This window comes from Streptomyces sp. NBC_01294, assembly GCF_035917235.1.
GTDB lineage: Bacteria > Actinomycetota > Actinomycetes > Streptomycetales > Streptomycetaceae > Streptomyces > Streptomyces caledonius.
The window spans coordinates 1884685-1906291 of record NZ_CP108423.1 but is presented as its reverse complement, the minus strand read 5'-3'; the positions used below and the strand labels follow the sequence as shown (position 1 = coordinate 1906291).

Here is a 21607-nt window from a genome sequence, read left to right as displayed (position 1 = left end):
GAGGTCTGGCGCTTGCCCGGCCTGTCGGTGCGGCCGACATCCACGATGCTGGCTCCGTCCCGCTGGTGTTCCTCCAGAGCCATCCGCAGGCAGCCACCCTGACCCTTCTGTGCAACCTGCGTCAGGGCGGAACCTCGCTCCACCATCACGGCGACTTCGACTGGGGCGGTTTGCGTCTCGCCTCCACACTGCTGCGTCGCGTTCCGTGCCTGCCCTGGTGCCACACAGCGGCCGACTACCCTGCCGCAGCGCATACCCGCCTGCGGACTCGCCCTCACCGGGTGATCCTGGAGCCGATCGCGCGAAGGGTGCCTGAGCTGCCGTTGAGGGAGGTGCGCATGAGGGGCGCCGTGCGCGTTGAGGGTGATTCCTTTCGCTCGTGACGTGCGTGTGACGCACGCTCGACGCATGTGCTGAGGGATCGTCCGTACGAGAGCCGCCTCCCGCGCCAGGGTTACAGCCCGGTGGGGGAGGCGGCCTTTGCTGTTGGTGACGGTCGACGGGACCGGCGGGGCGTCAGGCCGTGGCCACGGCCGTGCGGGTGTGGACGCGCAGCAGGTCGAGGCATTCCTCGATGCCCGTTCCCGCCTGGATGAGAGAGCGGTCGCGGGCCGACATGAAGCCCTCGGCCACCAGGTGGTCGAGCAGGGCGATCAAGGGGTCGAAGAAGCCGCGCGCGTTGACCAGGACGATCGGCTTGTCGTGGAGGCCGAGCTGGTTCCAGGTGGCGACCTCCATGAGCTCGTCCAGGGTGCCGTAGCCGCCGGGCAGGACGGCGAAGGCCTCGGCGAGCCGGTACATCCGCGCCTTGCGCTCGTGCATGCTGCGGACCACGAAGATCTCGCCGCGGGCCTTGTCGGGGCGCTCGCGCTCGTGCAGATCGTGCGGGATCACGCCGGTGACGGCCGCGCCGGCGGCGAGGGCCCCGTCGGCGACCGCGCCCATCACGCCGACACCGCCGGCTCCGTAGACCAGCCCGAGGCCGCGGGCACCGAGCGCCTGGCCGAAGGCGTACGCGAGGTCGGTGTGGTGCGCTGCGCGGCCCGGCCTGGCCCCGCAGAACACGGCGACACGCTGGGGGTGTTGCACGGTATGGGACATGTACCTCTCCACTGCTGCGGTGGTCGGCCCGCGGTCGGGCCGCGTCTGTCGGAGGGGGACCCTGCCCGCGAGCCCTATACCGGCCCCATAACTCCGATGTGAGCAGCGCGGTGAGACGCGGTGACCTCCGCGTGAGGCCGCCGATCGCGGCCCTCGCCGGGGAATTCCCGCGCGCCGTAGGCCGAAGAAGCGGCGATAACCGGGGTGGTGGTCCGCGGCGGCCTCGACGGGTCGCCGTCCTCCGGCCGTTGACCGGGGGCTTCGCCAGGAGGCGCAGCGGTTCCGCTGCGACCCGGGTCCCGGGAATCGGCGACGAGGGAAGGCCGGGGAGCGGGCGCGGCGCCCCACTCCGGCGCACCGGAGGCACGGCCCGGCTCACGCCGTATAGGCGGGATATAGGGGGCGGCCGAATATTCCTTCGAGTACAGCTGTGCTCCTTGCGCAGTCGTACCCACCGTCCATCACCCGAAACACCCGACTCCATCAACGAGGAGTGCTGATGAGCGCCGTGAACGACGCAACCACCACCCACCGGGTCGTGCTCAACGACGAGGAGCAGTACTCGCTCTGGTGGGCCGACAGGGAACTTCCGGCCGGCTGGCGCGCCGAGGGCTTCGAGGGCACCCACGAGGCGTGCCTCGCCCACATCGCCGAGGTGTGGACCGACATGCGACCCCTGAGCCTGCGCCGCCGGATGGCCGAGCAGACCGCTTCCTGACCCAGCTGAAGGAGCAGTGTTGAGTCCCCTTCTCCACCACCGTGTTGCGCTGCGGGCGGCCCAGTCGCCCAGCGCCGTCGCCGTGATCGACGGTCAGCGGCACCTCACGTACGCAGAACTGGAAGAGCGCGCCGGCCTGCTGGCCGGTCACCTGCGTGCCCAGGGCGTCGGCCCGGAAGGCCTCGTGGGCGTCCTTCTGCCCCGGGGGCTCGACCTCGTGGTCGCGCTCCTCGGCATCTGGAAGGCCGGCGCCGCCTACGTACCGCTGGACACGACCCACCCCGCCGACCGTGTGCGCCGCCTGCTGTCCGACACCGGTGCCTCCGTCGTGGTCACGGACGCGGCGGCGGCCGGGATGCTCGCCGGCACCGGCGCGCGCCCCCTGATCGCCGCCGACGCCCTCGCCGGTCCTGCGGCTGCCGGTCCTGCGGCCGCGGTGCCGCAGGACGCGCCCCGCGCGGAGGCCGACGGGGCCAACGCGGCATACGTCCTGTACACCTCGGGCTCGACCGGTGAGCCCAAGGGCGTCGTCGTCACGCATGCAGGCATCACCAACCACATCGACTGGAAGATCCGCCTGCACGGCATCGACGAGCACGACCGGGTGCTCCAGCGCACGCCGGTCAGCTTCGACGCGGCGGTATGGGAGTTCTTCGCCCCGCTGGCCGCGGGTGCCACGCTCGTCATGGCGCCGGCCGGCGCGGAGCGCGACGCGAAGGTGATCGCGGGCGCGGTCGCCGAGTACGGCGTGACCATCCTGCAGCTGGTCCCGTCGGTGCTGCGGCTGCTCGTCGAGGAGCCGGCCTGGGGGACGTGCGACTCGGTGCGCCTGCTGCTGTGCGGCGGCGAGCCGCTGCACGCCGAGCTGCTGGAGCGGGTGAAGGCCGAGGTGTGGAACGCCTACGGCCCGACCGAATGCACCGTCGAGGCTTCCGCGGGCCGCCACGACCCGGCGCTCGGGGCCGGTCAGGTGCCCATCGGACGTCCCGTCGACAACGTGCGACTGCTGGTGCTGGATCCGTCCGGGGACCCGGCCGCGTTCGGGGTGCCGGGGGAGCTGTACGTCGGCGGGGCCGGCGTCGCCCGCGGCTACCTCGGGCGGCCGGCCCAGACGGCGGAGCGGTTCGTCCCCGATCCGTACGGCGAGCCGGGAAGCCGGCTGTACCGTACCGGCGACCGCGTCCGCTGGCGCGAGGACGGCCAACTGGAGTACCTGGGGCGCCTGGACCAGCAGATCAAGGTCGCCGGCGTGCGCATCGAACCGGGCGAGATCGAGGCGGTCCTGAACGCCCACCCCGAGGTGTCCGGCGCGGTCGTCTCGGCCGTCCGCGGCTCGGACGGCACGGTCCGGCTCGCCGCGCACGTGCGCGGCACCCCCTCTCCGGCGGAACTGCGCGGCCATCTCCGCGACCGGCTGCCGGCGCCCTTCGTCCCCTCCGTCTTCGTACAGGTGGACACGTTCCCGCTGCTCGCCAACGGCAAGGTCGACCGATCGGCGCTGCCCGCCCCGGTGTTCGACACGGACGCGGGGTCGTACGTCTCCCCGCGCACCGCCGCCGAGGAGACCGTCTCGCGCGTCTGGGCCGAACTGCTCGGCGTGGAACGGGTCTCGGTCCACGACGACTTCTTCCAGCTCGGCGGCCACTCCCTGCTGCTGGTCCGGCTCGCCGGGCGGCTGCGCGCCGAGTCGGGCGGTGGGGACTCGATCCACGTCCAGGACCTGTACGGCGCGTTCACCGTCGAGGCGCAGGCACGGCTGCTGGAGCGGACCGGCGCCGCGCCGGCGCCGGTCACACCGGCGGACCGCACTGGCATCCTGCCCCTGTCCTTCGGCCAGGAGCGGCTGTGGTTCCTGGACCGGCTGACGCCGGGCAGCGCCGAGTTCACCGTGCCGCTGTTCGTCCGGCTGCCCGGGCGGGCCGACCTCGGCGCCGTCCACGACACCCTGCGGGCACTCGTGGCCCGCCACGAGATCCTGCGCACCCGCTACCCGTCGGTCGACGGCGTGCCGCGCCAGGTGATCAGCGCGGAGGTCGACTGCGAGCTGCGGGAGGCCGCGACCGGCGACCTGGCAGCCGAGGCACGCGTCGAGACGGGTCGCGGTTTCGACCTGGCCGAGGGGCCGGTGTGGCGGGCGCTGCTGATCCGCGCCGAGGACGGCGACGTGCTGCTGCTGACCCTGCACCATCTGGCGTGCGACGGCTGGTCGGCCGTCCTGCTGGAGCGTGACTTCCGGGCCCTGTACGCGGGCGAGGTCCTGCCCGCCCCGGCGCTCCAGTACGCCGATCACGCCGTGTGGCAGCGCCGTGAGCTGACCGACGAGCGGATGGCCGCCGGACTCGCCGCGTGGCGCACGGCGCTCGACGGCAGCGAGCCGCTCCAGCTGCCGACCGACCGCCCGAGGCCCGCGCTGCGCGACGGCCGGGGCGCCGTGGTTTCCTTCACGGTGCCGGCGGACGTGGCCGACGCCGCCCTCGCCGTCGGCCGGGAGCAGGGGGCCACGCCGTTCATGACGCTGGCGGCCGCGTACAGCGTGCTGCTCGCCCGGCACACGGGCCAGTGGGACCTGACGATCGGCACTCCGGTGGCGGGACGGCTGCGCCCGGAGACCGCCGAGGTACCGGGCTTCTTCCTCAACTCCCTGGCGCTGCGCTCCCAGGGCGCTCCGCAGGAGACCTTCGCCGAGGTCGTGGCGCGTACCCGGACGGCGAGTCTGTTCGCCTTCGCGCACCAGGACGTTCCCTTCGAGCGGGTCGTGCAGGAACTGGAGCAGGAGCGCGATCTGTCACGTACACCGCTCTATCAGGCCGCGTTCGACCTGCACGACCAGGAGCTGACCGGCGGACTGTCCGGCGGCGCCGACGCCGACGTCATGGCGCGGGCGTGGGGCGTCGCGAAGACCGACCTGACGCTCTTCCTGCGGCGCAACGAGGACGGCTCCTACATCGGAGGCATCGAGTACGCCACGGCCCTGTTCGACGCTTCCACCGTGGAACGCCTCGCCGAGCACTTCGTACGCGTCCTCGCCCAGGCCGGGGCCGACCCGGACCGGCGCACCGGGGAGCTGGAGCTCCTCTCCGAGGCGGAGCGTGCACAACTGGCCCGGTGGAACGTCACCGACGCCGACTGGCCGGTCTCCCACACCCTGCGCATGTTCGAGGAGCAGGCGACGGCGACGCCCGACGCGGTCGCGGTGTCCTTCGGGGCGCTGCTCCTGACGTACCGCGAGCTGGACGAGCGGGCCTCCCGTTTCGCGCGCCGGCTGTCCGGCCGCGGGGTCGGACCGGGCGACACGGTGGGCGTGCTGCTGGGGCGCGGACCGGACGTGCTCGCCGCGTTCCTCGGAACCTGGAAGGCAGGGGCGGCATACGTGCCGGTCGACCCCGACTTCCCGGCCGACCGCATCGCGTACATGCTGGCCGACTCGCGTGCCACGGCGGTGATTTCCGAATCCTCGTTCGCGGCCGTGCTCGGCGAGGTGTGGCAGGGGGAACTGGTCCTCACGCACGAGGCGGCCGGGGAGGAGCCGGCGCCGCTCGAGGTGGCGGCCGACCCGGACGCCACCGCGTACGTGATCTACACGTCGGGTTCCACGGGGCGCCCCAAAGGCGTCCAGGTGCCGCACCGCGGACTGGCCGGGCACCTGCGCTGGGCGGTGCGCGACCTGGCTTCACACGGCTCGACGGGCGCGCCGGTGTTCTCGTCGACGGCCTTCGACCTGGTGGTGCCGAACCTCTACGCGCCGCTGCTGTGCGGGCAGACCGTGCACCTGCTGCCGAGGGAGCTGCCGGTGACGGACCTGGGCCGGGCACTGGCCGAGGCCGGGCCGTTCAGCTTCATCAAGCTCACGCCGGGCCACCTGGAGCTGCTCACCCACCAGCTCAGCACCGAGCAGGCGGCGTCCCTGGCCTCCGTACTGGTCGTCGCGGGGGAAGGCCTTCCGGCGCGACTGGCGGAACACTGGCGGCAGATCCTGGGCGACGGCCGGCTGATCAACGAGTACGGGCCGACCGAGGCGTCCGTCGGCTCCACCATCCACCCGGTGACGGGCGAGCAGCCCGGCGAGATCGTGCCGATCGGCCGTCCGCTGCCCGGTGTCACCACGCACGTGCTGGACGCGGAGCTGCGCCAGGTGCCGGTGGGGGTGACCGGTGAGCTGTACGTCGCCGGAGCGGGCCTGGCCCACGGCTACGTGGACCGGCCGGCCCTGACGGCGGAGCGCTTCGTGCCCAACCCGTACGGCGAGCCGGGCTCACGGCTCTACCGGACGGGCGACCTGGCCCGGCTCCTTCCCGGCGGCGCGGCCGACTTCCTCGGCCGCATCGACGGACAGGTCAAGATCCGCGGCTACCGCGTCGAGACCGGCGAGATCGCCGCGGTCCTCGGTGCCCACCCGGACGTCCGGGAGGCGGTCGTCGTCGTCGACGAGTCCGCCGCGGGGGACAAGCGCCTGGTCGCGTACTGCGTGCCGGCCGGGGGCGGACTGCCCGCCGCCGCGGCGCTGTCCGCGCACTGCGCGCAACGGATGCCGGACTACATGGTGCCGTTGCTGTTCATCGAGATCGACGCGGTGCCGCTCAACCGCAACGGAAAGGCCGACCGGCGCGCCCTGCCCGCCCCGGACCTGTCCGCCGTCGTCGCCGCCGCGGGCCACCGGGCACCGCGCGATCCGGTGGAGACCCGGATCAACGAGATCTGGACGGCGCTGCTCGGCGTCGACGCCGGCATCCACGGCAATTTCTTCCAGATGGGCGGCAACTCCCTCCTGGCGGTGCGGCTCATCGCCCGCATCCAGGACGAGTTCGACGTGGACCTGCCGGTCCGCGCGGTGTTCCAGGGGCCGACCGTCGCCGAACAGGCGGCGGCCGTCGAGGAACAGATCAGGGCCGAGATCGCCGCCATGTCCGACGCCGAACTGGTGGCGGACGCGACACAGCTGAAGGGGTACGAGTCATGAGCACCGGCCAGACGAACCCGCCTGCCGGAACCGGGGCCGTCGGTGGACCGGCCGCCGAGTCGGCCACCGGCGCCACCGCGGACTCCACCGGCGCCACCGCGAACGCCGCCGCGCTGCGCGAGCAACTGCTGCGCCGGCGCCTGGCGGGTGGCGGCAGGAGCCGCCGCACCGGGATACCGCGCGCCGACCGCGACAAGCCGCTCCCGTTGTCCTACGGGCAGCGCCGGCTGTGGCTGCTCGACCGGCTCGACCCGGACACCGCCGAGTACCTGGTGCCGCTCGCACTGCGCATACGCGGAGCCCTGGACGAGGACGCGTGGCGCCAGGCCTGGGCCGAGGTGGTGGAGCGGCACGAGGTGCTGCGCACCCGGTACGGCACGGTCGGTGGCGAGCCCGTGCAGATCATCGACCCGGCCGGCCCGGGCGACTACGAGCTGGTCGACTTCACGGACGTGCCCGAGGCCGACCGCGAGGCACGTGCCCACGCGTTCGCGGTCGAGGAGACCCTGCGGCCGTTCACGCTGGAGCACGACTGGCCGGCCCGGCTGCGGCTGGTGAGGCTGGCCGCGGACGACCACGTGCTGGTCGTCGCCTGTCACCACATCGCGCTCGACGGCTGGTCCATCGACGTACTGCTGCGCGAGCTGCGCGGCCTCTACCAGGCGCGGATCGAGGGCCGCCCCTCCCCGCTGCCTCCGCTGGCCGTCCAGTACGCCGACTACGCGGCCTGGGAGCGCGAGACCCTGACCGAGCGACGCAGCTACCAGGACGCACTGGTCCACTGGCGTGAGCGGCTGACCGGTGCGGCTCCGCTGGAGCTGCCCACCGACCGGTCGCGACCGGCACGGCGGGACTGGTCCGGCGAGATGCGGCCGTTCCGGGTGGACGCGGAACTCGCCGGAAAGCTGCGCGAGATCGGCCGCGAGCAGGACGCGACCCTGTACGCCGTACTGCTCGCCGCGTTCAACGTGCTGCTGTACCGCTACACCGGAGAGCGCGACATCAGCGTCGGCTCGCCCGTCGCGGGCCGCGGCCGGCCCGAGGTCGCGAACCTCGTGGGCTTCTTCGTCAACACGCTGGTGCTGCGCAGTACGTGGGAGGGTGACCCGGTCTTCCGCGACCTGCTCGCCACCGCGCGGGAGACGGTCTCGGACGCCCTGGTCCACCAGGAGGTGCCGTTCGAACATCTGGTCAAGGAACTGGCGCCGGAGCGCGACCTGTCGCGCAGCCCGCTGTTCCAGGTGATGCTCGGGCTGCGCAGCAGCGGTTCCTTCGAGGCCACGCTGCCCGGATTGACCATGAGCGAGTTCCCCATCGGCGTCAAATCAGCCCGATTCGACCTGACGTTGCTGATGACCGAGCGACCGGACGGATCGCTGGACGGCGAATTCCTCTACCCGACGGCCCTTTTCGACGCGCCGACCGTGGAGCGTCTCGGTCGCCACTTCGGCCGGCTGCTGCGAGCGATCGCCGAGTCGCCCGACTCCCGCCTCTCCGCTCTTGACGTGCTCGACGAGGCCGAGACCGCGGCCCTGACTCCTGCGGGACCGGCCGTCCGCGGCGACCTCTTCGACCACGGTGTCGACCGCACCGTGCACGCGCTGTTCCAGGCGCAGGCGCGTCGTACGCCGGACGCGGTCGCCGTCGTCGCCGACGGCACGACGCTGACGTACTCCGAGCTCAACGCCCGCGCCAACCGCGTCGCGCACCGGCTGCGCGCCCTGGGCGCGGGCCCCGAGACCCTGGTCGGACTCTGCCTGGAGCGCGGAGCCCACCTGGTGCCCGCCCTCCTCGGCATCCTCAAGTCCGGCGCGGGATACCTGCCGCTGGACCCCGCATCGCCGGCCGACCGGCTGGGCTTCGTGCTGGAGGACGCCTCCGCGCAGCTCGTGATCACCCAGAGCGTCCACGAGGACAAGATCGCCGCGGTCCACACGGGCGCGACGGTCGTCCTGGACCGGGAGGACCTGAGCACCCTCCCGGAGGGCGACCCGGAGGAGCTCGCCACACCCGACAACCTGATCTACGCGATCTACACCTCGGGCTCGACCGGCCGCCCCAAGGGCGTCGCCCTCAGCCACGCCAACGTCGCCCGGCTGCTCACCTCCGCCGAGCGGCACTACGGCTTCACGGACACCGACGTGTGGCCGCTGTTCCACTCGTACGCCTTCGACGTCTCCGTGTGGGAGCTGTGGGGGTGCCTGCTGTACGGCGGCAGGCTCGTCGTGGTGCCCTTCGAGACCGCCCGCTCTCCCGAGGACTTCCTCGACCTGCTCGTCGAGCACCGGGTGACCGTGCTCAACCAGACGCCGACCGCGTTCCGTTCGCTGGTCGCCGCGGTTGGGGAGGGCGATCCTCGCCTGGAGCGGCTCGCGCTGCGCGCCGTCGTGTTCGCCGGTGAGAAGCTGGAGGTGCCCGAGCTGCGGCCGTGGACCGACCGGCTGGGGCTGGAGCGGCCGGCGCTGCTGAACATGTACGGCATCACCGAGACCACGGTCCACTCGACCTTCCACCGGGTCACCGAGGCCGACCTCGACCGGCAGGCGGGCAACCGGATCGGCGATCCGCTCGGCGACCTGCGGATCTACCTGCTCGACCAGGACGGCAACCTGGCGCCCACCGGCGTGCCCGGCGAGATCCATGTGGCGGGTCCCGGCGTGGCCCGCGGTTACCTGGGCAGGCCGGACCTGACCGCGCAGCGATTCGTCCCGGATCCGTTCGGCCCGCCCGGCTCACGCATGTACCGCAGTGGCGACCTCGCGCGCCGGACGGCCGACGGGCATCTGGAGTTCGCCGGCCGCATCGACCACCAGGTCAAGATCCGCGGCTACCGGATCGAACCGGGCGAGATCGAGAACCAGCTGATCGCCGCCGAGGGTGTCCAGGACGCCGTGGTGGTCGTCCGCGAGGAGACTCCCGGCGACAAGCGCCTCGTGGCGTACGTCGTCCCGGCCGAGGGGCGTGACGTGGATCCGTCGCGCCTGCGCGACCAGCTCGGCCGCACGCTGGCGCCGTACATGGTCCCGGCCGCCTTCGTCACCCTGGAGGCCCTGCCGCTGACCGTCAACGGCAAGCTCGACAAGCGCGCCCTGCCTGCTCCGGGCGGCTCCGCCCTCGCGGTCGGCACGCGCTTCGTCGCCCCGCGCACCGCCGACGAAGAGCGTGTGGCGGCCATCTGGCGGGACGTCCTCGCCCTGGACCAGCTGGGCGTCGAGGACGGCTTCTTCGACCTCGGCGGCGACTCGGTGCGGGCGGTGGCACTGACCGGTGCGCTGCGCGCCGCCGGATTCGACGTCGCCGTCCGCGACATCTTCGAGTACCGGACGGTCGCCGCGCTGTGCGCCCATCTGTCCGGGCAGCCCGCCCTGGTGGGCGAGGAACCGCCGGTCGAGCCGTTCTCGATGATCTCCGAACGCGACCGGGCGCGCCTGCCCGAGGGCGTCGTCGACGCCTACCCGATGTCCGGCGTGCAGCTGGGCATGGTGGTCGAGATGCTTGCCGACAGCGGCGAGCGGAACTACCACAACGTCACCACCATGAAGATCACCGACGACGCCGCGTTCTCGGCCGAGGCGTTTCACCAGGCCGCGCAGATCGTCGCCGAGCGCCACGAGAACCTCCGTACCTCCTTCGAGCTGTCCGCCTACTCGCAGCCGATCCAGCTGGTGCACGCCACCGCCCGCGTACCCTCCGCCGTCCACGACCTGCGCGGGCTGCCCGAGCAGGAGCAGGACCCGGCGATCCGCCAGTGGATGGCCGAGGAACGCGAGCGGATGTTCGACCTCGCCAAGCCGTCGCTGCTGCGCTTGACCGCGCACCTCACCGAGGACCGCGTCTGGTGGTTCTCCATCACCGAGTGCCACCCGGTACTGGAGGGCTGGAGCTACCACCAGCTGCTCATGGAGGTCCTGCACCTCTTCCGCGGGCTGCGCGCGGGCGAGCGGCCCGAGCCGGTGGAGCAACCGGAGGTCCGGTACGCCGACTTCATCGCGGCGGAGCAGAAGTCGCTGGCCTCCGAGGAGGACCGGGCGTACTGGTCGGGCATCGTGTCCGGGCGGCCGGCCCTGCGGCTGCCGACCGGGTGGCACGGAGATCTGGCCGTGCCCCGCGAGACCTACCGCACGGGCGTCCCGTTCTCCGACGTGCTCGACGAGATCAAGGCGTTCGCCGCACAGGCCCGGGTCTCGCTCAAGAGCGTGCTGCACGCGGTGCACCTCAAGGTGATGAGCATGATCACCGAGGAGGACGAGTTCTTCTCGGGCCTGGTCTGCGACACACGGCCCGAGAAGCAGGGCGCCGACCGCGTCCACGGCATGTACCTCAACACCGTGCCCTTCCCCTTCGACCGCAGTGCGCGGACGTGGGTGGAGCTGGTCCAGCAGGTCTTCGCCCGGGAGATCGAGATCTGGCCGCACCGGCGGCACCCGATCCCCGCGATCCAGCGGGCGGCGGGCGGCGAGCGGCTGATCGACGTCTACTTCAACTTCATCGACTTCCATGTGGTCGACACCGAGCTCGTCGACTACATCAAGACGATCGACATCAGCCCCAACGAGTTCTCGCTGCGGGTCACCACCCAGGCGAAGCACTTCTCGATCACCGTCAACACGCATGTGATCAGCAAGGCGAACGCGGACCGGCTGACGGCGCTCTACCGCACGGTCCTGGAGCTCATGCTGGCCGACCCCGACGGCGACGCCTCCCAGGTCCCGCTCCTCGACGGCGAGCACGAACTGCTCGACGCGCTCAACGAGACGGCGGCCGAGCGCCTCGACTCCGCGGCGCACGAACTGGTGCACGTCCATGCCCGGCTGCGGCCCGACGCCATCGCGGTCAGCGGTGCCGGCACGTCCCTGACGTACCGCGAGCTGGACGAGCGGTCGGACCGGGTCGCAGGGAGCCTGCGCGCCCGCGGCGCCGGCCCGGAGTCCGTGGTCGGCGTCCTGCTCTCCCGTACGCCGGACCTCCTCGCCGTCCTGCTGGGCATCTGGAAGGCGGGCGCCGCCTACCTTCCGCTCGACCCGGCCCTGCCGGACGACCGGATCTCCTTCACCCTCGCCGACGCCGGCGCCCTCACGGTCGTCACCGAGCCGGCGCACGCGGGGCGGGTGGCGCGACCCGTGCTGCTGTCCGACGCCCTCGCCGGCCCGGCGCTCGCGCGGGAGCCCTCCGACGCGAACCGGCTGGCGTACGTCATCTACACGTCCGGTTCCACCGGCCGTCCCAAGGGCGTAGCCGTCACGCACGGAGCGCTGACGAACCTGCTCGGCGCGATGGACGGGCTGGTCGGCGCCGAGGCCTGGCTGGCCTCCACGTCACTGTCCTTCGACATCTCCGGGCTGGAGCTGTTCCTGCCGCTGACCACCGGTGCCCGTGTCGTGCTGGCCGGTGACGGCGAGGCGATGGACGGCGAGGCGCTGCTCGCCTTGATCCGCGACCAGCGGGTGAGCCATGTCCAGGCGACCCCTTCCGGCTGGAAGGTCCTCCTGGAGGCCGGTTTCGACGAGCCGGGCGTCACGGCCCTCGCGGGCGGTGAGACGCTGCCCGCGCCCCTTGCCCGCGATCTGCGCGCCCGGGTGAACCGCCTGGTCAACGTGTACGGCCCGACCGAGACGACCATCTGGTCGCTGGCCTGGGAGGTCCCGGCGGACGCCGGTGACGTCCTGATCGGCCGGCCGATCACCAACACGAGCGTGTACGTGCTCGACGCACGAGGCCGGAGGGTGCCGGTCGGCGTCATCGGTGAACTCGCCATCGGCGGCGCCGGTGTGGCCCGCGGCTACCTCGGCCGGCCGGACCTGACGGCGGAGCGGTTCGTCTCGCACCCCGCGGCCGACGGCGAACGGCTGTACCGTACCGGCGACCTGGTAAGAGTGCGCCCGGACGGCGATCTGGAGTTCCTGGGACGAACCGACCACCAGGTCAAGGTGCGCGGACACCGGATCGAACTGGGCGAGATCGAGGCCCGGTTGCTGGCGCTGGACCAGGTGCGGGACGCGGCCGTGCTCGCGTACGGCGAGGGCGAAGACGGCCACGTCCTCGTGGCCTACGTCGTCGGCAGCAGCGAGGGCCTCGCGCAGCGCCTCGCCCTGGTCCTTCCCGACTACATGATCCCGGCGGTGTGGGTGGAGATGGACGCCCTGCCGCTGAACACCGCGGGCAAGGTGGACCGCCGGGCGCTGCCCGCCCCCACCGCCCGGCCGGCCGCGCACGCCTACGTGGCCCCGCGGACGGCTGACGAACAGCGCATCGCCGTGATCTGGTCCGAGGTGCTGGGCGTCGAGCGGGTCGGCGCCGAGGACGGCTTCTTCGACCTCGGAGGCGACTCGATCAAGGCGATCGGGCTGGTCGGTTCGCTGCGCGCGGCAGGCTACGACGTGTCGGCACGGGACGTGTTCGCGCACCGTACGGTCTCCGGGCTCAGCGCCCACCTGAGCGGCCGGCCCGCCCCGGCCGTGTCCGAGGCGCCCACCGAGCCGTTCGCGCTGGTGCCGGAGGCGGACCGGTCCGTGCTGCCGCCCGGGCTGGCCGACGCCTATCCGCTCTCGCAGCTCCAGCTCGGCATGGTCGTCGAGATGCTGACGGGCCGCGGCGATGGTTTGTACCACAATGTGGAGGCCTTTCGGATCCGTGACGGGGTGCCGTTCTCCGCTGACGCACTGGGCGAGGCCGCGCGGATCGTCGCGGAGCGGCACGAGATCGTGCGCACGTCGCTGGACCTGACGAGCTACTCGGTGCCGCTGCAACTGGTGCATCCGACGGCACGGATTCCGTTGACCGTGCACGACCTGCGCGGCCGGTCGCAGGCCGACATCACCCTGGCCATCACCGAGTCCACCGCGCGGGAGCGGCGGTCGCCGATCGACATCGGCATCGCTCCGCTGCTGCGACTGACCGTTCACGTCGCCGACGACGACAACTGGTGGCTGACGGTCGCCGAGTGCCACGCCGTGCTGGACGGCTGGAGCCACCACGGCCTGCTGACCGAGCTGGTCGGCGCGTACGGTCGGCTGCGGGACGGCATCGACGTGCCGCAGTACGACCGCCCCGCCGTCCGCTACGCCGACTTCATCGCGGCCGAGCAGAAGTCGCTGGCCTCCGAGGAGGACCAGGCGTACTGGAAGGCCGCGGCGGCCGGCCGGCCCAAGCTCACCCTGCCCGAGGGCTGGGGCGACACCACGGAGGGCGACGGGCCCGGCACGCCGTTCCGCCTCGACGTGCCCTACCACGACCTGGAGGAGGCCCTGCGGGCGCTGGCGGCCCGGTCCCGCACCTCGTTCAAGAGCGTGCTGCACGCCGCGCACCTGAAGGTGATGAGCCAGCTCACCGAGGAGGACGGCTTCCTCACGGGCCTGGCGTGCGACGCACGGCCCGAGGCCATCGGCGCCGACCGCGTCTACGGCATGTACCTCAACACCGTGCCCTTCACGTTCGATCGAACCGCCCGAACCTGGTCGGAGCTCGCCCAGCGGACCTTCGCCCGCGAGATCGAGCTGTGGCCGCACCGCAGGCACCCGCTGCCCGCGATCCAGCGCGCCCTGGGCACGAACCGTCTGGTGGACGTCCACTTCACGTATCTGGACTTCCGGGCCTTCGAGACGGACATGCTCGACACCGCCGGCGCCCTCGCCGAAGGCGGCACGGAGTTCGCACTGGCCGTCACCACGGCCGGCGGTAGCTTCACGCTCGCCACCTCCACCGGCTCGCTGAGCCGCGCCAACGCCGAGCGGATCGCGCGGATGTACCGGCTGGTCCTCGAGGCCATGGCCACCGACCCGGAGGGCGACGCCACCGCGGCGTACCTGCCCGCGGCCGAGCACGAGCTGCTGTCGGCGCACGACACCGGCGTGACCGCGGTCCGCCCGGCGGGCACCGTCGTCGAGGTGATCGAGCGGCAGGCGGCCAGGACGCCCGACGCCGTCGCCGTCGTCGGCACCGAGGACGGCGTCCGGATCTCCTACCGGGAGCTGGACGAGCGGGCCAACCGGCTCGCGCACCACCTGCGTGACCTCGGCGTCGGGCCGGACCGCTCGGTCGGCGTGTACCTCGGGCGCGGTCCCGAGCTGCTGGTGGCCTTCCTCGCCGTGTGGAAGGCGGGCGGAGCGTACGTCCCGCTGGACCCCGCCCTGCCGCAGGAACGGATCGGCTACATGCTGGCCGACTCCGGATCGTCCGTGGTGATCACCGACAGCGGGCTCGGGCTTCCGGCCCACGGCGGACGGACCGTGGTGCTCGCCCGTGACGCAGCGGCCATCGCGGCCCGCCCGGCCACGGCGCCCAGGCGCGTCATCGACCCCGACCTGATCGCGTACGTCATCTACACCTCCGGCTCCACCGGGCGTCCGAAGGGCGTCCAGATCACGCACCGAGGACTGGCCAACTACCTTTGGTGGACGGTCGAGGAGTACACCGCATGCGGCACGGGCGGCGCCCCGCTGCTGTCCTCGACCGCCTTCGACATGGTCGTCCCCGTCCTCTGGGCGCCTCTCATGACGGGCCAGCACGTCACGGTGTTCCCGGCGGACCTCCCCGTCGAGGACCTCGGCCTGCTGCTGCTGGAGAACGGGCCCTTCAGCTTCGTCAAGGCGGCGCCCGCGCTGCTCGACCTCCTGACGCAACAGCTCGGCCCGCGCCAGGCGGCAGAGATCGCCGGGATGACGGTCGTGGGAGGCGAGGCCTTCTCGACCGCCCTCGCCTCCCGCTGGCGGCGACTGTGCCGCGGCGGCCGCCCGGTCAAGCTGGTCAACGAATACGGACCGACCGAGGCCACCGTCGGCAACGCGGTGCATTTCGCCGACGGCGCGGAAACCGGTGAGCACCTGCCCATCGGCCGGCCCCTGCCGAACACCACGCTGCACGTGCTGGACCCGTTCATGGAACCGGTGCCGGCGGGCGTCACGGGCGAGCTCTACATCGGCGGTGACGGCCTGGCCCGCGGCTACCTGGGCCGCTCGGGCCCGACCGCCGAGCGGTTCGTGCCCAACCCGTACGGTGCGCCGGGATCCCGGCTCTACCGCACCGGCGACCTGGCACGCGTACTGCCCGACGGCGGAGTGGACTTCCTCGGCCGCACCGACGACCAGGTCAAGGTCCGCGGGTACCGCATCGAGCCCGGGGAGGTCGAGTCGGCGCTCACCGCCCACCCGCTGATCCGGCAGGCCGTGGTGGTGGCCCGCGCGGCCGACGACGGCGGCAGGGAACTGATCGGCTACGTGGTGGCGGCGCCCGGCGCCGCCCCGGCTGCGGCCGAGCTGCGTGAGCACCTCTCCGCGCGGCTGCCCGCGTACATGCTGCCCGCGGCGACCGTCACGCTGGACCGCATCCCGCTGACCGCCAACGGCAAGGTGGACCGGGCGCAGCTGCCCGACCCGTCCTGGGGCCCTTCGGACGAGGAGTACATCACCCCGCGCTCGGCGTCGGAGGAGCGCATCGCCGCGGTGTGGCGAGACGTGCTGGGCGTGGTGCGGGTCGGGGCCGAGGACGCCTTCTTCGACCTCGGCGGCGACTCGATCAAGGCGGTCTCGCTCGTCGGCGCCCTGCGCCGGGACGGCTTCGACGTCTCGGTACAGGACGTGTTCGCGCACCGCACCGTGGCCGGCCTGGCGCGGCTCCTGGAGGGCCGCGAGGGCACCGCGGGCCCCGAGCGTTTCACCGAGCCCTTCGCCCTGGTGTCCGCCGAGGACCGGGCGGCCCTGCCCGGTGGTCTCGCCGACGCCTACCCGCTGTCACAGGTCCAGCTCGGCATGCTCGTCGAGCTGCTGTCGGGCGAGGGCGGCGAACACAACTACCACAACGTCAGCTCCTTCCGGATCCGGGACGGCAGACCGTTCTCGGCGGACGCCCTGCGGGAGGCCGCGCAGATCCTCGCCTCCCGGCATGACGTGCTGCGGACCTCGATCGAGCTCGACGCGTACACCGTGCCGCTCCAGCTGGTCCACCGGTACACCGCCCTGCCCGTCTCCGTGCACGACCTGCGCGCAATGGCGGAGCAGAAACGTGTCGTCGCCCTGCGGGAGTTCACCGCCGGGGAGCGGCGGGAGCTGTTCGAGCTGGCGAAGGCTCCCCTGCTGCGGCTGGCCGTACACATCGGCGGGGACGGCGACTGGTGGCTGACCGCCACCCACTGCCACGCCATCCTGGAGGGCTGGAGCCACCACTCGCTGCTCACCGAGCTGATCGGCGTGTACGAGCGGCTGCGCGACGGCCTGGAGCTCCTGCCGTACGAGCCGCCCGCCGTCCGCTACGCCGACTTCGTCGCGGGTGAACTGGCGTCACTCGCCGATGACGCGGACCGCTCCTACTGGGAGCGGACAGCGGCCGGCCTCCCCAAGCTCGCCCTGCCCGCGGGCTGGGGAGACGAGGAAGGCCCCGACACCCCGTTCCGGGTGAAGGTGGCGTACCGGGACCTGGACGAGCGGCTGCGGAGCCTGGCGACGGGAGCGCGGGCCTCGATCAAGAGCGTGCTCCACGCCGCGCACCTGAAGGTGATGAGCCAGCTCACCGACGAGGAAGCCTTCTTCGGCGGGCTGGTGTGCGACGCGCGGCCCGAGTCCGCGGGCGCCGAGCGCGTCTACGGCATGTACCTGAACTCGGTGCCGTTCGCCTTCGACCGCAGTGCGCGGACCTGGTCGGACCTCGTCGGGCAGGTCTTCGACCGCGAGGTCGAGCTGTGGCCGCACCGACGCCACCCGCTGCCCGCCATCCAGCGCGCGCTGGGCGGCGGTCGGATGATCGACGTTCTCTTCAACTACCTGGACTTCCAGGAGCTGGAGACGGACCTGGTGGACGCGGCCGAAGTCACCGGGGAGTCCACGAACGAGTCGGCCCTCACCGTCACCACGGCCGACGGACACATCGTTCTGTCGACCTCCACCGGCACCCTGAGCCGCGCGAACGCCGAGCGGATCGGGCGGATGTACCGCGCGGTCCTGGAGGCGATGGCCGACGGAGCCGACGGGGACGCGCGCGCCACCTGCCTGCCCGGCGGGGAGCGCGACCGGCAACTGGGCGAATGGAACAGCCGCACCGCCGAACGCCCCGGCGGCTGCGTCCACGAGGTCATCGAGGAGCGGTCGCGCACGACGCCCGACGCGATCGCCGTGGTGGCCTTCGGGGGCGAGGTCCAGCTTTCGTTCCGCGACCTGGACGAGTGGGCCAATCGCATAGCGCACCATCTGAGGGAGCTGGGCGTCGGCCCGGAGTCCACGGTCGGAGTGCTGCTCGACCGGGGCCCGGAGCTCATCGCCGCGTTCCTCGGCATCTGGAAGGCCGGCGGCGCGTACGTGCCGCTGGACCCGGCACTGCCCGCCGACCGGATCGGCTACATGCTGGAGGACTCGGGGGCGAGGGTGGTGCTCACCGAGCAGAAGCACACCGCCGTCACGGCCGGGTTCGCCGGGCGTACGCTGATCGCGGCCGGTGCGGGCAGGCCCTCCACGGCCCCGGAGGCCGGGAGCCCGACGGACCCCGAGACGCTGGCCTACATCATCTACACCTCCGGTTCCACCGGCCGCCCCAAGGGCGTGCAGATCCCGCACGGCGGCCTGGCCACCTACCTGTGGTGGGCCGTCGAGGCCTACGGCGCCCACGGTACGGGCGGCGCCCCGCTGTTCTCGTCGATCGCCTTCGACATGGTGGTGCCGAACATCTACGCGCCGCTCATGAAGGGTGAGCCGGTCACGCTGCTGCCCGAGGGCTTCGCGATGGAGGATCTGGGCCGGCTCCTGTCGGAAGCGGCTCCGTTCAGCTTCATCAAGATGACTCCCGGGCATCTCGATCTGCTCACCCACCAGCTGGACGCGGACCGTGCGGCCTCGCTCGCCTCGCTGCTGGCCGTGGGAGCCGACTCGTTCCCGGGCCGGATCGTGGACCGCTGGTACGACCTGGTCGGCGAGCACGCCGGACCGCTGCTGCTCAACGAGTACGGGCCGACGGAGATCTCGGTCGCCAACAGCACGTACGACATCGACGGACCGCGCGCGGGTGACGTGGTGCCGATCGGTCTGCCGATCCCCAACACCACGATGTACGTGCTGGACCGGTTCATGCAGCCGCTGCCGGTCGGTGTCAACGGCGAGGTCCACATCGGCGGCGCGGGGCTCGCCCGGGGGTACGCCGGGCTGCCGGCCCGTACGGCGGCGTCCTTCGTGCCCGACCCGTTCGGCCCGCCCGGCTCCCGCCTCTACCGGACCGGGGACATCGGCCGGGTGCTGCCGGACGGCAACGTCGACTTCCTGGGCCGGGCCGACGATCAGATCAAGATCCGCGGGTACCGCATCGAGCCGGGCGAGGTCCAGTCGGTGCTCGCCGCCCACGAGATGCTCCACGATGTGATCGTCGGCGTTCACCGGGGCCGCCTGGCGGTCTGGTACGTGCCGGTCGAGGGCGTGCTTCCCGAGCCGGCCGAGCTGGCGGCGCACTGCGCCCGCCGGCTGCCCGCCTACATGGTGCCCTCGGTGTTCGTCGCCCTGGAGAAGGTGCCGCTGAACCAGAACGGCAAGGTCGACCGCAAGGCACTGGTCGTGCCGGACGAGGCCGGTCCGGTGCAGGAGGCGGTCGCCCCGCGCAACGCGACCGAGCGGAAGCTGGCCGAGATCTGGGCGACGGCGCTGGGCTTGGCCGAGGTCGGGGTGGAACACGACTTCCACGACCTCGGCGGCCACTCGCTGCTGATGCTGCGGATCGTCGCGATGGCCAAGAAGCAGGGCTTGACGATCACCCTGAGGGACGTCCTGGAGGGCCGTACGGTCGCAGGACTCGCGGCACGGCTCGAGGCGGCCCCCGTGACGGCGCAGGAGCGCTCCCTCGTGTGGCTCAACGCCACCACCGAGGGAATGCCGCTGGTCGTGCCCCACACCGAGGGGGGCAGCGCGCACTGGTTCCTGCCGTTGGCCGGCGCGCTGGAGGGCGAGCGGCCGCTCGCGGCGTTCGAGTGCCGTCGGACCGGCAGCGTGGGCGAGATGGCGGCGCGCTACGTCGCCGAGCTGCTCGCCGTTCGTCCCCAGGGCCCGCACACGCTGCTCGGCTGGTCCTCGGGGGCCACGCTCGCCTGGGAGATGGCCCGGCTGCTGACCGAGCGAGGCTCGGCCGTACCGCGGTTGCTGCTGATCGACCCGCTCGCCGACCTGGATCCGGCGCCCGGCGCGGCGCGGGTGCTTCCCGCACAGGTGGACGAGGAGTCCCGCGCGGATCTCGCCGGGCACCTGGAGACATGGCGGGCGCTGACCCGGGCGACGGGCGAGTACCGCTACGCGCCGACCGTCTCCCCGGTCCACGTGGTGGTGACCGACGAGTGCGCGGCCGGGACCCACTCGGTCTCGTGCGGTCACCCCTACGAGAAGTACCTGGCCCGCTGGGCCGAATTGGCGGGCGGCGGTCTGCGGGTGACGCGCGTGACGGGCAGCCACGAGGACATCCTGGGAACGCCTGCCGCCGGCCGGCTCGCGGAGCTGGTCCGGGACGTGATGGAGGCGTGAGCGAGCAGACCGCGACGCAGGAGCCCGCGCAGCGCCCGCAGCCGCCGGCGCTGCGCGAGAACCGCGACTTCCGCCTGCTGTGGGCCGGAGCGGGGATCTCCTTCATCGGCTCGCGGATCAGCGTGATCGCGTACCCGATGCTGGTCCTCGCCCACACGGGGTCGGCGGGCGATGCGGGAGTCGTGGCCTTCTGCGCCAACCTGCCGTACGTCCTCCAGCTCCTCGTCGGGGGAGTCATCGACCGGTGGGACCGGCGCCGGTTGATGATCGCGTGCGACATCGGGCGGCTGGCGGCGATCGGTTCGCTGGTGGCCGCGCTGCTGACCGGGCACTTCTGGCTGGCGCACGTGGCGGCCGTGGCGTTCGTCGAGTCCGGTCTGACGATCCTCTACCGGATTTCGGAGCGGGCCGCCGTACGCCACCTGGTGCGGCCGGAGGACCTGTCCAGGGCGCTGTCCCGGAACGAGGCCCGCGAGCGTGCGGCGGGTCTGCTGGGACAGCCCGTCGGCAGCCTGCTCTTCGGGCTGGTGCGCTGGGCGCCCTTCCTGTGCACGGCGCTCTCCAACGTGGTGTCGCTGTTCACACTGCTCGTGATCAAGAGGAAGTTCGGGGCGGAGCGGGCGGGCAAGCCGTCGGGCGGCGTCAAGGGCTTCTTCACGGAGCTGAGGGCCGGCCTGGTCTGGGCCTGGAGCCAGCCGTTCGTCCGGGTGCTCGCCGGACTGATCGCCGGGACCAACATGCTCTTCGCCGGGCTCAGCCTGGCCCTGCAGTACATCGTGCGGGAGGGCGGCGGCTCGGACGGCGAGGTCGGTTTCACCATCGGCCTGATCTTCGCCCTGTCCGGCGTGGGCGGCACGCTGGGCGCGCTCACCGCCTCGTGGTGGATGCGCAAGGTGTCCCTGCCGGCCGTCGTCATCGGCTGCAACGCCGCCTGGGCCCTGCTGATGCCGCAAGTGGCGTACGTGCGCGACACGGTGGCCCTCGGAGTCCTGTTCGCCGGCATGGGCTACGCGGGTGCGCTGTGGAACGTGGCGGCGGCGGTGTACCAGCAGAAGGCGACGCCGGACGAGATGCAGGGCCGGCTGCTGAGTGTGGCGACGCTCGTCGCCTACGGCACGGTGCCCCTCGGGGCCCTGGCCGGCGGCTTCCTGCTGGATCACTTCGGCGCCACCTGGACGGTTCTGGGGCTGGGCGGCGCGATGTGCCTGCTGGCCCTGACGGCCGTGGCCAGCCCGTCCGTTCGGCGGTTGGACATGTCCTGATCGGGCGCCCGACCCGGGTGCGCCACCGCGTGAGCACGAGGCCCGTACGACGCCGACAGGTCGTACGGGCCTTTGTGTTGACGGTCCGTCGGGC

At 72.5% G+C, this 21607-nt stretch carries 6 protein-coding genes; 5 read left to right on the top strand and 1 reads right to left on the bottom strand.

From position 1 onward, the window contains the following. Positions 1–5 precede the first annotated feature (5 nt). Positions 6–383 (top strand): DUF2399 domain-containing protein, encoded by a 378-nt coding sequence (locus tag OG534_RS08555; protein WP_326593525.1) that lies wholly within the window; start codon positions 6–8, stop codon positions 381–383. A 133-nt stretch (positions 384–516) separates the two neighbouring features. Here the strand turns inward: OG534_RS08555 and OG534_RS08550 are convergent, their stop codons facing one another. Next, entirely contained in the window at positions 517–1101 is a 585-nt protein-coding gene (locus tag OG534_RS08550; RefSeq protein ID WP_326587488.1) for a TIGR00730 family Rossman fold protein, read from the bottom strand. Between the two features lie 499 nt (positions 1102–1600). Here OG534_RS08550 and OG534_RS08545 point away from each other — a divergent pair, with 499 nt between their 5' ends. The 4 genes from OG534_RS08545 to OG534_RS08530 are packed head-to-tail and all read left to right on the top strand — an operon-like array spanning position 1601 to position 21513. Next, the gene (locus OG534_RS08545) at positions 1601–1819 is read left to right on the top strand and encodes an MbtH family protein (protein ID WP_053788479.1); all 219 of its coding nucleotides are present in this window, start codon (positions 1601–1603) and stop codon (positions 1817–1819) included. A 16-nt stretch (positions 1820–1835) separates the two neighbouring features. Next, on the top strand, positions 1836–6776 hold the full coding sequence (locus tag OG534_RS08540; RefSeq protein ID WP_326587487.1) for a non-ribosomal peptide synthetase: 4941 nt from the start codon (positions 1836–1838) through the stop codon (positions 6774–6776). Next, positions 6773–20251, top strand: a complete 13479-nt coding sequence (locus OG534_RS08535; RefSeq protein ID WP_326587486.1) for a non-ribosomal peptide synthetase — start codon at positions 6773–6775, stop codon at positions 20249–20251. Before OG534_RS08540 ends, OG534_RS08535 begins: the two co-directional genes overlap by 4 nt. Next, positions 20248–21513: an MFS transporter gene (locus OG534_RS08530; protein ID WP_326587485.1), complete on the top strand. Its 1266-nt coding sequence runs from the start codon at positions 20248–20250 to the stop codon at positions 21511–21513. The genes OG534_RS08535 and OG534_RS08530 overlap by 4 nt, the downstream gene beginning before the upstream one ends. Positions 21514–21607: the final 94 nt, after the last annotated feature.